11 protein-coding genes are annotated in these 15,691 nt (G+C 58.9%); 7 read left to right on the top strand and 4 right to left on the bottom strand.

All coding sequences use genetic code 11. The features are described 5' to 3' along the window. The first annotated feature begins 163 nt into the window (after nucleotides 1-163). The gene (locus AC5ZGW_RS09920) at nucleotides 164-1,330 is read left to right on the top strand and encodes a glycosyltransferase family 4 protein (protein WP_130225318.1); all 1,167 of its coding nucleotides are present in this window, start codon (nucleotides 164-166) and stop codon (nucleotides 1,328-1,330) included. After that, the gene (locus AC5ZGW_RS09915) at nucleotides 1,327-2,052 is read left to right on the top strand and encodes a polysaccharide deacetylase family protein (protein ID WP_028166721.1); all 726 of its coding nucleotides are present in this window, start codon (nucleotides 1,327-1,329) and stop codon (nucleotides 2,050-2,052) included. Before AC5ZGW_RS09920 ends, AC5ZGW_RS09915 begins: the two co-directional genes overlap by 4 nt. Nucleotides 2,053-2,159: 107 nt before the next feature. Here AC5ZGW_RS09915 and AC5ZGW_RS09910 read toward each other — a convergent pair whose 3' ends face one another. From AC5ZGW_RS09910 to AC5ZGW_RS09895, 4 genes are all read right to left on the bottom strand, one after another. Further along, nucleotides 2,160-3,383: a glycosyltransferase family 4 protein gene (locus AC5ZGW_RS09910; protein WP_130225317.1), complete on the bottom strand. Its 1,224-nt coding sequence runs from the start codon at nucleotides 3,381-3,383 to the stop codon at nucleotides 2,160-2,162. Between the two features lie 18 nt (nucleotides 3,384-3,401). Then, entirely contained in the window at nucleotides 3,402-4,811 is a 1,410-nt protein-coding gene (locus tag AC5ZGW_RS09905) for a nucleotide sugar dehydrogenase (protein ID WP_130225316.1), read from the bottom strand. Between the two features lie 588 nt (nucleotides 4,812-5,399). Further along, a complete protein-coding gene (locus tag AC5ZGW_RS09900; RefSeq protein WP_130225315.1) occupies nucleotides 5,400-6,335 on the bottom strand; it encodes a hypothetical protein in 936 nt (311 codons plus the stop codon). 289 nt (nucleotides 6,336-6,624) lie between these two features. Beyond that, nucleotides 6,625-7,245: a 2OG-Fe(II) oxygenase gene (locus AC5ZGW_RS09895; RefSeq protein WP_207231000.1), complete on the bottom strand. Its 621-nt coding sequence runs from the start codon at nucleotides 7,243-7,245 to the stop codon at nucleotides 6,625-6,627. A 251-nt stretch (nucleotides 7,246-7,496) separates the two neighbouring features. Between AC5ZGW_RS09895 and AC5ZGW_RS09890 the strand changes: the two genes are divergently transcribed. The 5 genes from AC5ZGW_RS09890 to AC5ZGW_RS09870 all read left to right on the top strand — a co-directional run bounded on the left by AC5ZGW_RS09890 (nucleotide 7,497) and on the right by AC5ZGW_RS09870 (nucleotide 15,414). After that, entirely contained in the window at nucleotides 7,497-8,534 is a 1,038-nt protein-coding gene (locus AC5ZGW_RS09890; RefSeq protein ID WP_130225314.1) for a glycosyltransferase family protein, read from the top strand. A gap of 368 nt (nucleotides 8,535-8,902) precedes the next feature. After that, entirely contained in the window at nucleotides 8,903-9,226 is a 324-nt protein-coding gene (locus AC5ZGW_RS09885) for a hypothetical protein (protein ID WP_130225313.1), read from the top strand. A gap of 91 nt (nucleotides 9,227-9,317) precedes the next feature. Continuing rightward, the gene (locus AC5ZGW_RS09880) at nucleotides 9,318-12,086 is read left to right on the top strand and encodes an Ig-like domain-containing protein (RefSeq protein WP_130225312.1); all 2,769 of its coding nucleotides are present in this window, start codon (nucleotides 9,318-9,320) and stop codon (nucleotides 12,084-12,086) included. A 245-nt stretch (nucleotides 12,087-12,331) separates the two neighbouring features. Next, nucleotides 12,332-14,113, top strand: a complete 1,782-nt coding sequence (locus AC5ZGW_RS09875) for a type I secretion system permease/ATPase (RefSeq protein ID WP_496113909.1) — start codon at nucleotides 12,332-12,334, stop codon at nucleotides 14,111-14,113. Continuing rightward, nucleotides 14,098-15,414, top strand: coding sequence for an HlyD family type I secretion periplasmic adaptor subunit (locus tag AC5ZGW_RS09870; protein WP_028166712.1), 1,317 nt, complete (start codon nucleotides 14,098-14,100; stop codon nucleotides 15,412-15,414). Before AC5ZGW_RS09875 ends, AC5ZGW_RS09870 begins: the two co-directional genes overlap by 16 nt. Nucleotides 15,415-15,691: the final 277 nt, after the last annotated feature.

The raw sequence follows: 15,691 nt of genomic DNA, 5'->3' as shown, positions 1-15,691 counted from the left end.
TTAGATAATTATTGAAATGTCTGATAGTTAATATTTAATGCTCCGGAGATTCTGGTCGTTGAATCAGCGCGGAAGACGCGGAAGAGTGGAGCGCACTTTTTCGAAGAGTGCCATGATTGCTTTTGGCACAATCTGCCGGTTGCGCCGTGTGTAAGGGAATGAAATGAATCAGCGCCACCTTTCCGGCAGCCAGGCAGCGCGGCGGATCGCCTTCGCCACGATCGGCGACGCAAGCGAGGTCAGGTTCTGGTCCGGCACCCCGTTTCACATGTCGAGATCGCTCGCAAACGAAGGTCATGAGGTGGTCCATATCGGTCCCCTGAATGCACCGATCCTGCCTCTTTACAAGACGTATTCCAGACTTTGCCGCACCTTTCATAGGCCGGGCCTCTCCCCATTCCATGCGGGGCCTGTTGTTGCGCAGTATGCAGCGGACGCAGCACGCAAGATCCGCGCCGTGTCGCCCGATATCGTCTTCGCACCCGCCGGGTCCAACTTCGCCTGGAATGTGCCTGAGGGCGTTCCTCTCGTCTATGCATCTGACGCGACCTTTCGGCTTGTCGAGAACTACCATCCCAACTATCGGAACCTGTCGCGTAACGCTCGGGAGATTGCTGAACGCCTGGAACGCAACACGATCGCGCGCGCGGATCTGGTCCTCTACCCCTCGGAATGGGCCGCGGAATCTGCGGTTAGGGACTACGGCGTCGACCGTGCGCGCGTGCATGTCATTCCGTGGGGTGCCAACCTCGAGGAAGCGCCGGATCGTACCTCTGTGCTGGGCCGCCGCAAGCCAGGTCCGTGCCGGCTCCTCTTCATTGGTGCCAACTGGAAAGAGAAGGGCGCGGACATCGCGGTCGCAACCCTCGCTGAACTAAGGGGCAGGGGCGTAGACGCTGAGCTCGTGATCTGCGGATGCACGCCGTCCAAACCTGTCACCCAGGATGGCCTGACAATCATTCCTTTCCTCAATAAGAACGATCGCGAACAGCGCAATCGACTGGATCAACTCTATCGCGACGCGGATTTCTTTCTGCTACCGACCCGGGCCGATTGCTACGGTATCGTATTTTGCGAGGCTGCGGCGCACGGCGTACCGAGCATCGCGCCGGCCACGGGTGGCGTGCCCGGTGCTATCCGCGATGGGGAGACAGGCATCTTGTTGCCGCCGGATGCGACGAAGGAGGACTATGCGACGGTCATCTCCGAGACCTTTGCATGCCCGGAACGGCTGGCAGGCCTGAGACAATCGAGCCGCGACGCTTTCGAAGTCCGGCTGAACTGGCAGGCCTGGAGCCGGCGTGTCTCAGATCTGATACAAACTCTATGATTGTTCTGAACTATCACGAGCTGGTGGAAGCGTCGCCTTCGAATGCGTGGTGCCTGACGCATGAGACATTCGATGCGCATCTCGCGCTTTGCGGGGACAGGCTGGTCTCGCCTCAGTGTTTTCTGGAGTATTGCCCCAATCCGAAAGCCAGCCGTACCGGATCGGTCCTGCTGACCTTCGACGATGGATGTCTCTCGGACTACACGTATGTCTATGCGCGTTACGTGAAGACCGGCCGGATTCCGGGTTTCATGTCCTTCATCCCGGTGGATTTTGTGGGCTCGCCGGGACGTATGAGCTGGGAGATGATTGAGGAACTTGGCAGGAACGGCGTTGCGATCGGCTCCCATGGCATGGCCCACGTCGATTTGACTACTGTCTCGGACGTCGAACTCGGTCGCGAGCTTACGGTGTCGAAGTCGATGCTGGAGGATCGCCTCGGGCAACAGGTTACTCTTTTCGCCTTCCCATACGGGCGCTTTTCCCGACGGGTTTGGGACGCGGCTCTGAAGGCCGGTTACACGCACCTCTTTACAATCCAGCTTGGTTATCATCGGGGATTTGAACCTTTTCTCTATTCCCGCCTATGTCTGACGAACAACATGGATGCGGACTATATGCGCCAGCACTTGCGCGATCCGGATGCGATGCGTGGTGTTGCCTGGAGGGTCAGCACAAGGCTGGGGCTCTATCGCCAACTGATGCGCTGGCGGCATCGATAAGCCGAGCCTTCCCAAAGCCGGCAATAACAAAGACAGTCAATTTGACTCGGTCAGGCCTGCCGGAAGGTGGGACGCGGAATCGTGGTTCTTTCGAGCTGGGGAAAGCGCTATTTGAAAAGAGCGTCGTAAGCCGCAATCAATTTCGGCTCTTCGTGCTCCCACGACAGCTCGTCGCGCACACGCTTGCGTCCGTACATACCCATCTCGCGGCGACGATCTGGGTCGTCGATAAGTTCGAGGATCTTGTCACCAAAATCGGCCGTGTCGGGGTTGCGCGCATAGAGAGAAGCAGACTGGGCCGACACCCGTCCTTCGACCAGATCAAACTGCACGATCGGCTTGCCGAGCGCCATATACTCCATGATCTTGTTCATGGTGGACATGTCGTTCATCGCGTTGGGACGATCCGGATTGACGCAGACGTCCGCAGTTGAAAGCACCTTGAACAGCGTCGTGTCGTCGACCCTGCCGGTGAAAGTGACAAATTCCGAAAGTCGCATCCGCACACATGTCTCTTTGAGCTGCTCCAGGCTCGGCCCTGCGCCCATGATAACGAACTGGATGTCGGTACGTTGACATGTGGACGTGATGTGCCGAACCGCCTCTAGCAGAAGATCAATGCCTTCCTGCTCCCCGATCACGCCGACGTAGGCGACCAGATGCGGCCGGCCGTTGCGCCATGTGTTATCGGGGGCGAGCTCACGCACGCGCGCGAGATTTGGCCCTGAGCGGACGACAAACACGCGATCGGGTTCCATCTTGCCGCGCTGGACAGCGACATTGGCGTAAGACCGGTTGGTGGCGATGGAAATGTCAGCCAGGCCGAAAGTCAGGCGCTCGAGAAAGACAAGCGCCTTCCACATCAGCCCGCGATGTCCAAATTTTGCCTCGAACAGCTCGGGGTTCAGATCATGATGGTCGAATACGAACTTCTTGCCGAACAGGTACTTGTAAAAGGCCCCGACCAGGAAAATGAGATCTGGCGGATTGCAGGCGTGAATCACATCGAAACCGCGCCCCCAAAACACGTTGAGCGAATAGGCGAACTCCCACCATAGCGCGCTGCTGTATTCGGCAAGATAGCCGAGCTTGCCCTTGGCCTCGATTGGTAGCGGATGGCGGTAAACGTCGATGCCGTCGATCGATTCGAACGGAGTTTCTGCGAACGGACCACGGGGACAGATCACGGAGACCTCGTAACCTGCCCTGTGCAATGATTGCGCCTCCGCCCAGACCCGGCGATCAAACGGAACGGGGAGATTTTCAACAATGATCAGAATTCTCCGCCGGCGTACGCTGCGCGTGGCCTCAACGACCGATGCCAGTGTCATGATCGCTGTCCCGGCGACTCACCAACAAATGCCGCGATAGTCGTCTGCGGTCTGCTTTTCAGGCGAAATGCGTACAAGATCGATGATTACTTTGTCATGGCCGTTCAAGACCAATGAGTTCTTCAGAAACTCCTTACGGTTCCCCACGACGAGAACGTCGGCAAAGGCGGCGACGTCGCTCATTTTCTCCCGAAGCAGACAGGCAATGTGCGGCAGGCGACTCGTCAGGTGATCCCTGTTGACCCCCGTGAGCTGAGACAGGCGAACGTTCGAGTCATAGATCGCGAGCTCATAGCCGCGACCAATCAACCGTTCCGCAATCTCAAGCATCGGACTGTAGCGCAGATCGTCCGTGTCCGGCTTGAAGCTCAGCCCGACGAGCCCGATACGCCGTTTTCCGGTCGCAGCAACAAGTCGGAAAGCGCTGCGAATTTGGTTCTCGTTCGCCTGCAGCACGGCGTCGAGCAGGGGCGTGTCAACGTCGACATTTCGTCCTGCATAGCGCAAAGCGCTCACGTCTTTTGGCAAGCAGGAGCCGCCAAATGCAAACCCTGGTTTGAGGTATGCCGGCGAGATATTTAGCTTCTTGTCGGCAACCAGGACGTTCATGACTTGGTGGCTATCGACGCCCATCGCCTTGCAAAGCAATCCCATCTCGTTCGCGAAGCTGATTTTGGTCGCGTGCCAGGCATTGTTCGCATATTTGACCGCCTCGGCGGCACGAATTGACAGGACCAGAGGCGTTACCGCGAATCGCTCGTGAATTTCCATGAGCCGCCGAAGCGTAAGCGGATCATCGTCGACGCCAATTACGATGGTTCCAGGATCATCGTAGTCGGCTATAGCCGTTCCCTCCCGCAGAAACTCGGGCAGATAGGCGACTCCGAAATCTTGCCCCGCTTTCTTGCCAGATGACCGCTCCAGAATGGGTATGACTACGTTTTCCATCGTGCCCGGCAGCATCGTCGAGCGCATGACAACGGAATGGAAGTTTGTCGTCTTGCGGATACTTTCTCCAATTTCCTGCGCCACCCGCGTCAGGAATGATGTTTCCAGTGATCCGTTCTCCTGCGAGGGGGTTCCAACGCAGACCAATGAAATGTCCGTTGACGAGACGGCAGCCGAAGAATCGGTGGTTGCCTTGAGGCGGCCAGCGCTGACACCGGAGTCAATGCTTTCAGCGAGCTTTGGCTCTATGATTGGCGATAGTCCACGGTTCAGGACATTGACCTTGTCCTGATTGACATCGACCGCCAGGACGTCATGTCCATCGCGTGCAAGACAGGCTGCCGACACTGTGCCGACATAACCGATCCCGAAGACGCAAATCCTGTACTTGTTCGCGCTGTCTACGCGAGTCTTTTCTTTCTTGTCCAGAATTGAGCTGTCCCATGCCGGGCGGGACGGACTGTGAACGAGTGCATCCATGTCTAATCTCGTGGCTTTTAATGGGACAAATTAAATGCCAAAAAACTATATTTAAATATAATTGGAAATCAACCAAAATTTAATGTCACATTAAATATTAAAATGGAACTTCGGCAAGTGGTAAACCTTGACCGGGGCGGGGGAGGGCGGCAGCACCAATGCCGATGGTTGTGCGTCGGCTTCATAGCCACACAATATTTGCTCTCATCGGCAGGCGGTGTGGAGCAGGATTGTCGCTAGACAAAAGGCAGTAGGTTTGGGTCGGGCCTCGCCCGCACCACTAGGTGGCCGCTATCGCGCCTCCGCTGTGCCGAGTCGGCGCGCGTGAACGCCTGTTTGGGCATCAGCGTCATCGAATTCAATGTCAACCGCAGCGATGCCGCTACGCGCTTGCTTCTCGCAAGCGCGTCGGCGCTCCGATGTGATAGCCTCGACGCGGCCTCCTTGCCTGCGCGGTCTAGGTGTGGGGCGCTCCTGACGTCCTGCCCATCTTGCTGATTGGTTGTGGGATTGTGGATCCCAGCCGTCCGCGCCAAGCATTTAATGCGTTTTGCGCCCGCAAACCGGCGAGAGGTCGATCCGTTCCCGTCACCGCGGTGGGTACGCAGCTGGCCGCGGGATGAGATTTCCGAGGACGAGCCGGTCGCCTTCCCAACTTGCCCAGCGCACATTCTCCCACTGCGCGATGTTGATGCGCCGCCCCTTAACCACGTCGAACAGGAAAGCCCTGTAACGGAACGAGCCGCGCACGAAGTAGACGTTCTTCAGGCTCACCGAAGAGCCGCCGTCTGCCGGGATACGGAGCCCGTAAGAGCCGCCTTCGAACAGTACGTTTTCCAACACGTGAGAGCCTTGCCAGCCGTCCGCCGACCAGTAACCTGCGGTCGTGACTCCGGCCATCTTGAACGTCGAGTTCTTGACCGTGACCGTGCCCGTGGAACCTGGGGCGTAGCACTGCAATCCATCCGCATGGTCATTCTCGACCCCGGTGGCCTCGATATAGACCCACGTCAGATTGATATTGCCGCCCTTGCAGCGAATGCCTTCTCGTGACTGAATACGAACCCGCGTGAGATTACAGGAGCCAAGGCAGGTGATCGTTGGGTCCCCTGAGTTCTCAATGATCGACAAGTCTGTTCGGGAGGAATCCGGCTGCAGGGCGATATTGGTCGTGCCGCTCGTGACGTTGGCGTAGACGGGATCGTTGAAGCTCAGAGGGACGTCGGCAGAGTTCGGCACCGGATCGGACGAGGGATGAGGCGTCGGGGCAGGAGCGACCACCCCACGCTCCTCTGCGGTCAGACGATAGCCGTCCGCGGGCATCTCGGAGAGAGGCTCTGGAGCTCCCAAGGCGCGCTTATTGCAAGCGTCCTCCGCCTTATCAGCCAGTGTGTGGCTCGAGGGTATCGCGCTCGAGGAATCTCGGCACATCGACTGTGCAGCCTCAGCCCGCGTCGATGTGACGGTCGGTTGGGCAATTACTGCCCCGGCCGGCAATAGCGCCAGCGTCATCAGGTACCGCATGGGACGCTCCTAAAGCGGAATTTTCCGCCGAATCTCTGCACCTCCGTCTAGCCCGGATATCTCGCAGCAGATAAGCGCATCGAAGTGTCTAGACGGCGAGGCGTTATCACAAGATAGCTGATGTTCCGGTCGCTATCGAGGCCCTGTTCGTGCGGTTTTTCTGTTGCCGCCAGCAGATTTGGCGTTGCTGGCTGCACAGGTGGATCGGGAGCGAGCCGAAGGCAGCGATCCAGCCGCCCGCTGCACCTGCAACCCATTTCGCCGTTGGCAGGATGCTGGTTCTAATCGGCTAATTTACCAACGAGACCTTGAACATCAGCGTGATGCGCAACAACGGACACTGCCGCGAGATGCCGCGCGCCACATGCGGAATCCAACCGGGAAATCTCACAAGTCGGTTCGGCTTGGGATACACTGCGCACAGCAGGTCATCGCCGCCTTCGTTGAAGAACAACGTCTCGCCCGCCCAGTCCGGGTGCCAATGCAGATGTGGATAATAGAGCAGCGTATAGTGCTCGGGCCCCATCGAGTCCTTGTGCACCCCGCCCTCGGCTCCGGACGGATAACCGTTGGCGTAGCAGCGCAGCAGCCGCGACTGACCGCGCACTTTCTGCCACATTGCTTCAACCAGTGGATATTGGCGCAGCTCCTGCTCGGCCTGCGTATGTCGATCAAGCCCAGCAGTTGGGACCTCCCAGAACCCGGCGAAGTGCTTGTACCAGTAACGACTGGCATCGTTGCCCATATGTGAACGGGCGCCATAGCCCCAACCGGGGCCCTGCAAGAACTCATACATCTGCTCTTGCTCGACCTTGTTCAGATAGTTGTCTATCACTTCGACATCCGCGGCGCTGTACTGGCGCTGACTCGCGGAGGGTTGGCCTTGGATTGCCGTTGGCGTCGCTGACATTGTTTTTTCCGATGACATTAGTCGTACCTCGCAGCCCGACGGACCTATAGATGGGCATCTGTCCCAGGATTGGGGTTGTCCATAGGCCGAAACATGATGAATATGTGGCTAGTTGTTTAGTGCATTTTGGCATTGCTATCAGAGAATTTCTGGGACTGGGTCTGTCGAAGGCTGCGTTCGAACATGCGCAGGTCTTTAGTGGGTGACGGTCGTTCGTCAACGTCGACAGCAAATGAGAAGGTGTCCGGGCTATGTCGACCGCTAGCATCAAACTTGCTGTCATCATCGTCTCATACTGCAATGCCGATGATGTCGATCGTTGCCTGAAGTCGCTCGCTCGTTCGGATTGGGATCGCTTTGAGATATTCATTTGCGAGAATGGCGGGGAAGCAGCCTACGGAAGGTTACTGGCTACGCTCGTGGGACAGGATCGAACGTTGCAACGAACTTCCGAGGCGTCGGACAGTCTCGACCAGCCACAGAAACGACTGGTCTCAGTGACGAAATGCCGATTCCAGGCCCGCGCGAATGTCGTCCGAGTTGGGCTCGCGACCGAAAATCTCGGTTACGGAGGTGGCGTCAACGCGTGGCTTGAGCCATTGCTCGGCGTCCCCGATTGGAGTTCAGCGCTTGTCCTCAATCCCGATACCGAAGTGGATAGCCGTAGCCTGTCTGAATTAATTGCCAAGTCTGCTGAGGGATTTGGCATGGTTGGCGGAAGCCTGGTTTTCGACAACAGCCCCGACAAGGTGATCAACTACGGGTTGCATTGGTCCCATGTGACGGGCCGTGTCGTCGCCGTAGGAAGGAATGCGCCAGCGGGCAGCGCACCATCGGCCGAGGACCTCGGCAGGATCGATGCCGTAAGTGGCGCGTGTGTTCTGGTAACGCGAGCGTTCGTCGAAGACGTCGGTCTCATGGCCGAGGACTATTTCCTCTATATGGAAGACCTGGATTGGGGGCGCCGGCGGGGAAAGCATCGCATCGGTTTCGCGAGCAAAGCTATCGTTCGCCACATTGGGGGGACGACCATCGGATCTGCCGTTGCCCCCGAGAAGCGCTCGCACCTTTCGATCTATCTATCTGCTCGCAACAGCATTCTCTATGCTCGGCGCTTTGCGGGATGGCGCTGGATCTGCCATTTCGGAGTCGGACTGTTGTTTGCAGCGCGATATATGCTCAAAGGCTCGTTGTCGGCCGGAAGAGTTGCTTTTATTGGGTTGCTGGACGGCGCAAAAGGGAAGACGGGGCGACCGGACGCCGCGCCCGGGCCGCAACAGCTCGGTTGATCGGCGCCGATCCCGATCAGATCTAAGCACACGCCATTGGTTTGAGCTTGCCCGGATGGCGGAGGGGGCGCCAGCATTTCAACGGTCCCCTCCAATTACCGCCCCAACGGGGCAATCGAACCGACAATCGAGCCGAGTATGTTCTTGATTTTGGCGGGCGAAATGCTCGTTTCAATATCTGTATTCTCCAACCGGTAAGCGTATCAGTCCAGGTATCTGGCGGCAGATCCGTCGATCCTCGAAGGTTCGATTATTTAATCGTTCTTGTCTCCAAGATAATATTGATGGGGCGAGCTGATTCGGGCGGCCCCAGTATTTCCCAGCATGTGTTGAGGCTCGCCGTTGCGGCACGCTGAAACGAGCGCCGCGTGAAAATCAAACCGTTCTCGCGGCTGCTGGGTCGTATTAAACGCCGCGATCTTATTAAATGCCTTGATGCGAAATTTACTCTGCGCAAGAACTGCTCGAAGCCGGCGTTTTTTCGCAATGCAATTAACCGCGCAGAAATCGTCGCTCCTTACCTTGAGGTCAACGTTGCGGTGCTGAGAACACCGGATTTATTATTCTTGTGGTTTTTCGAGCACACTGAGACTTTGGCCAGGGTAGCTAAGAAATCACCTTGGGTGGGCCGTCATGTCGTCCCAAAAAAGCCTCTGCCAACGACCAAGACGCGTACCCGGGCGCTGCGCTAGCAGAGCTGCACTTGGGGTATCGTCGCTCGGGACTCGAAAATTGGGCGCGTGCCTGGGACAAACTAGATAGGCACTATTAGGAGAGAACTAGATGGCATCCATTCCGCTGAGCTGGAATGACCCGATGTTTAACAGCGTCACTAATATCAATGGCGCTTCAGTTGCACAGGGCGGGACGCTTTCGAATAAGAGTATCAGCGACATGTCCAGCGGCGATGCGTCGGTCGGAGGCACGGGCTCGTTCAACCTTGACACCGTCCGCATTGAGTCAAGGGAAGGCGTGCGCGTTGGGACCGGCGGCGACTTCAACATCAATAACTCGTATATCGAAACAACCGGACTGGCGGGCGATCACGCCGATGGTATTCAGGCCTATGCCCCCGGGGCCAGCGGGAATATCACCGTCACAAATTCATCTATTGTGTCCCACGACAACGCAAATGCGACCGCCGGAATTTGGATTGCGGATAATTATGGCGGGTCGCTCACGCTGGACAATGTGATGTTCGAGGGCGGTCCGTATGGACTGCGTATTGCCGCCGATGATCAAGATATCAGGGTAGCTCTCAAGGACGTGTATTTTGTGGGACCCTTTGGTGGTGGCCCGCTACTCTTTCAGCAAGTGAATGCGAAAATACATATCACTCAATGGGAAAACGTACGCAGCGCGACGATCGTGAATGGTCAACTCGTTCCGGGCGATCTCATCCCGGCGCCTTTGCCGGTGGAAGGCGGCGGCGCTCCGAGCACGCCTCCGAGCACGCCACTGGACGCGCCGGTGATCGCTTCATACTCGAACGACACAGGAAAGGTCGGTGACGGTATTACCAGCGACAACACGCTTCAGTTGAAGGGGACCGCTGCGGCAAATAGCACCATCAAGATCTTCGACGGCACGAAGCAGATCGGTACGGCCACTGCGAATGCGAGCGGCAGTTGGGAGTATATTACGTCGGTGCTGACCAACGCCCAGCATGTGCTGAAGGCAACGGCCACCAATGCGGCCGGTCAGACCAGCGCCGCTTCTGCCGCGCTTACGGTGACGGTCGACAATATTGCTCCGACTGCCCCGGTGGTGAAGAGCGATTCGGTCGTTGAAACGAACAAGGTGCTGTTGTCCGGCACCGCCGAGGCGGGCAGCACGATCAAGGTCTATGAGGGGACGAACCTGGTCGGTACCGGCACGACGGCCGCGAATGGTACCTGGAGCATCACTACTAACTCCATGTCGAGCGGATCTCATACGCTGACGACCACGGCGACTGACGCTGCCGGCAATGTCAGTGCTGCCTCGCAGGTGGTCGATCCGGTGGTCGGTGGCCCGACGACGACGCCGCCGACGCAGCCTTCTGGGACGCCCAAGATCGTTTCCTTCTCGAACGATAGTGGGAAGGCCGGCGACAACATCACCAACGACAACACGCTGACGCTCAAAGGCACCGCCCAGGCCAACGCCTCGGTCAAGGTGTTCGACGGCAACACGCAGGTCGGGACGGTCAAGGCTGATGCCAGTGGCAACTGGAGCCTGACGACCGCGGCGCTGAAGGACGGTGCTCATAGCTTCACGGCTACGACCAGCAGCACCGATCCGGCGGTAAAAGCCGGCAGCGTGACGTCAGCAGCGCTTGCCGTCACCATCGACACCACGGCGCCGACCGCGCCGGCGTTGAAGGCGAACTCTGTTGTCGATACCAACCACGTGCTGTTGTCCGGAACGGCCGAGGCTGGCAGCACTGTCAAGGTCTATGACGGGTCGAATGTCGTCGGTACCGGTACGGCCGCTGCGAATGGTAGCTGGAGCGTCACCACCAGCGCTCTGTCGAACGGCACTCACGACCTCACCGCGAAGGCAACGGACGTTGCGGGCAATGTCAGCGCCGCGTCGCAGCCCTTCCATTCGGTGATCGGTGGTGGATCGACCACACCGTCTGGATTGACTGGCCTTGTCGAGGTCGGCAACCATTATTTCCTCGGAGCGACCGGCCCCGAGCTGAAATATAGCGGCGCCGCTGTGACAGCCGGCCAATTCGATGACTGGATTCCAATCAGCTCAGTCAAGCTGGATGGCGGCGGCTACGATGTTGCGTGGAAAGACTCAAGTGGGCAGTTCACCTTCTGGACTACGGATAGTCAGGGCAACTTCCAGTCCTACCCGACCCACGGCGTTGCTCTTGCTGCCAACAGCACAACGGTCCAATCGTATGAGAATATTTTCCATCAGGATCTCAACGGGGATCACACCATCGGTGTTCCGGGCACAACCCCGACGACCCCGACGACGCCAACGACCCCAACCACTCCAGCTTCAGCGGTGAATTTCAGTTCGCTCACCACGAACTCGAGCAATGTAGTTACGGTGAAAGGCACTGCTGATGCATTCAGCCAAGTCAAGATGTACGACGGCAAGGCGTATATCGGGACGACGAAAGCCGGTGCCGACGGTAACTGGAGCTTCACGAGCAAGTCTGCCGTATCCGACACCGTGCACTCGTTCAAAGCGGTAGGAGTCGACAGTGCCGGTCACACGACGGCCAGTTCGGGTAGCGCGATCCTTGGCTCGACAGGCAGCAATACGCTGACGAGCACATCGGGCAACGACTTGTTCGTCGGCAAGGGTCATCCGGACACGTTCGTGTTCGCTGCGAATTTCGGTAAGGACGTCATCAAGGACTTCGCTGCTTCCGGGCCCTCGCACGATACGATCCAGTTCAGCAAGAGTGCGTTCAGTGACTTTGCCAGCGTTCTCAATCACGCTTCGCAGGTCGGGCAGGACGTGGTCATTGCGAACGGAGCTGACTCGCTCACGCTGAAGAACACCAAGCTTGGTGCACTGCAGAGCCACGACTTCCATTTCGCGTAAGCGAAAAGGCGCAATAAGTCGAAGAACATTCAGCGCCGTGGAGATTTAATCTCCACGGCGCACGTTAGGGGACACGTGCCATGACTAATCTTGGACGGCGGGGAGATGCCGCCGCGTCGGTAAATATTGAGGAGATGGAAGTATCGCGATGGGCGGTATTTATCGCTGCCTTGGGACTTCTGGCAGATCGGGCGCGATCATCGTCGCGAGAGCTCACCAGGTTGGGCGAGCGTTCGGTCGAGGTCGTGCGAGCGCGGCTGTTTGCCCGCCCGCCGCGTCCCGCCGACTTCTACGATGAGCCGCAATCCGAAATATCGGCATTCCTGAGTTCGTGCCGTCGGATATTCTGGAGCCTTGCCGCCTTCAGCGGCCTGAGCAATCTGCTGATGCTCACCGGCTCGTTCTTCATGCTTCAGGTTTATGACCGGGTGCTGCCCGGTCGCAGCATCCCGACGCTGGTTGCGTTGTTGGTGCTGGCGATGGTGCTTTATCTGTTCCAGAGCGGCCTCGACCTGGTCCGAAGCCGGATCAGTGTTCGGATCGGGCGTTACTTCGATGAAAGGCTCGGGCTTCGTGTGTTCGATGCAGTCGTGCGCCTGCCGCTCAAGACGCGCGGCGATGGCGACGGCCTGCAGCCATTGCGCGATCTCGATCAGGTCCGCAGCTTCTTGTCCGGAGGCGGGCCGACCGCACTCTTCGATCTGCCCTGGATGCCGATCTATCTTGGCATCTGCTTCCTGTTCCATTTCTGGATCGGCGTGACCGCGCTGTTGGGTGCGCTGGTGCTGGTCGGAGTCACAATCCTGACGGAGACCCGCACGCGCGGTCCGGCGAGGGCCTTCTCGCGTCTCGGCGTTGCGCGCAACGCACTTGCCGCCGAGGGGCGGCGAAACGCCGAGGTCCTGCAGGCGATGGGGATGAGGCGGCAGGCGGCGCTGCGCTGGCAGGATGTCAACGGCAAGTATCTCTCGGCGCACGAGCGGGCGAGTGACGTTGCGAGCGGGCTCGGTGGGCTCTCGAAGTTCTTTCGCTCGTTTCTGCAGTCGCTTGTTCTTGCGGTCGGTGCAGTTCTCGTCATCAACCAGGAGTCGACAGCCGGCATCATCATCGCCGGCTCGATCCTGACGGCGAGGGCGCTTGCGCCCGTGGAGGTGGCGATCGCGAACTGGAAGGGATTCGTTGGCGCCCGACAGTCGGCGCATCGGCTGGATCGCTTGCTGAAGCTCCTCCCCGACGAGGTTTCGCCGCTTGACCTGCCGGCGCCCAAAGAGGCACTCGTCGTGGAGCAGCTCTATGTCGCGCCGCCGGATTCAGAGAAGCTGATCCTCTCCGATGTCTCGTTTCAGTTGAAAGGAGGCCAGGGCGTGGGAATTATCGGCCCCAGTGGGTCCGGTAAGTCGACGCTGGTTCGGGCCCTTGTCGGCGTCTGGCCGCGGCTGCGCGGCAAGATCAAGCTCGACAACGCGGCGCTGGAGCAATGGTCGCCCGACGCGCTCGGCAAGCACATCGGCTATCTGCCGCAAGACGTCGAGCTGTTTGAGGGCAGCATTGCCGTCAACATCGCGCGGTTCGACCTTCAGGCCACATCCCAGGGGGTGCTGGACGCCGCACAGGCAGCCGGCGCGCATGATCTCATCCTCTCGCTGCCGGATGGCTATGCCACCAAAGTCGGCGAGGGCGGAATGGCCCTATCCGCCGGTCAGCGGCAACGCATCGGGCTCGCCCGGGCACTCTACGGCAATCCCTTCCTGGTGGTGCTTGATGAGCCGACATCGAACGTCGATTCCGAAGGCGAAGAGGCGCTCACGGAAGCGATCCTGAACGTTCGCCGCCGCGGTGGCATTGTGGCGGTGGTTGCGCACCGGCCGAAGGCGCTCGAAGCGGTCGACCATGTCCTGGTGATCGGCGAAGGAAGGCTTCAGTCGTTTGGGCCGAAAGAGGAGGTGCTCAACAAGGTGCTGCGACCAGCAGCTCCGCTCCGGGTGGTGGCAGACGGGCAGGGAGGCGGACGATGGATCGCCAAGTAGTAACGCCGGCGCTGCACTCCATCCAGCGCTACATCATCGTCGGCATGTTCATGGTCGGCTTCGTCACCTTCGGCATCGGCGGCTGGGCTGCGACGTCGCAATTGTCGGGCGCTGTGATCGGCCAGGGCGTCGTCGTGGTGGATTCAAGCGTGAAGAAGGTCCAGCACGCGACCGGCGGCATTGTCGGCGAACTGCGCGTTCGCGACGGTGACCGCGTGAAAGCCGGAGATATTCTGATCCGCCTCGACGAGACGCAGACGCTTGCGAATGCAACGATCGTCACCAAGAGTTTCGACGAATTGCTCGCTCGCCAAGCGCGCCTCGAGGCCGAGCGCGACGGTGCCGATCAGATCGAATTTCCGCCGACGCTGCTTGAACGGGCCAGAGACAGCAAGCTGGAGGCGGGGCGCGCGATCTCGGCGGAGCGCTCCTTGTTCGATTTGCGCCGACAGTCTCGGAGCGGCCAAAAGGCGCAGCTCAAGGAGCGCAAGGCCCAGCTTCAGGACGAGATCAAAGGTTATGCCGGTCAGGCCGAGGCCAAGCAGAAGGAGGTGGACTATATTCGCCAGGAACTCGAAGGCGTCAGGACGCTCTTCCAGAAGAATCTGGTGCCGATCACACGCCTGACTGCGCTCGAGCGCGACAGCGCGCGGCTGGAAGGTGAGCGTAGCCAGTTGAGCGGCATGATGGCGCAGGCAAAGGGGAAGATCGCCGAAATCGAGCTTCAGATTATCCAGATCGATCAGGACCTGCGAACCGAGGTTGGCAAGGATCTCATCGAAACGCGCTCCAAGCTTTCTGAGCTCACCGAGCGGAAGACCGCGGCCGTGGATCAGCTCAATCGCATCGATATTCGCGCGCCGCAGTCCGGCCGCGTTCACCAGCTTTCGGTTCACACCGTAGGAGGTGTGATCGCGCCCGGTGAGCAGATCATGCTCATCGTGCCCGATGCGGACGCCCTCGCGGTCGAAGTCAAGCTCGCACCGCGCGACATCGATCAGGTGTATGCCGGCCAGACTGCGACCATGCAATTTGCGGCGTTCAATCAGAAGACGACGCCGGAAGTCGACGGTGAGGTCAGTATGGTGTCGGCGGATCTGACGCAGGACCAGCGGACCGGCGCGAGCTATTACACGGCGCGCGTCCTGCTCAAGGCGGATGAGCTTGCAAGGCTCGGGTCGGCCAAGGTGGTGCCGGGCATGCCGGTCGATGTCTTCATCAAGACGCCGGCGCGAACCGCGCTGTCGTACCTGGTCAAGCCATTGCGGGATCAGGCCGGGCGCGCATTCAAGGAACGCTGAGATTCGCGAACTGGGGGCGTGGTGGTTCATCGATGACAACGTCGATGATCCACCCGCTCGCGCAGGCTCGACCATCGACATCGATGCCTTCGTCCTGCCGAACCGCGCTGGTCCGGCCGGCCGATTCATAGCGGGGACGATGCGTCGCGATTTTATTTTGGAATGTAACTTGAATGCGCCCTCAAAACATTTATTTTTTAAATGAGATTATAATGATTTTGAGGATTGTTCGGTTCAATGATCGATTTGTTGAGGGGTGAGGTTGTATGGGACGGAC

The organism is Bradyrhizobium sp. Crot121 (assembly GCF_059512385.1).
The sequence above is the reverse complement of the archived record's forward strand: the minus strand, read 5'-3'. Positions and strand labels throughout refer to the sequence as shown.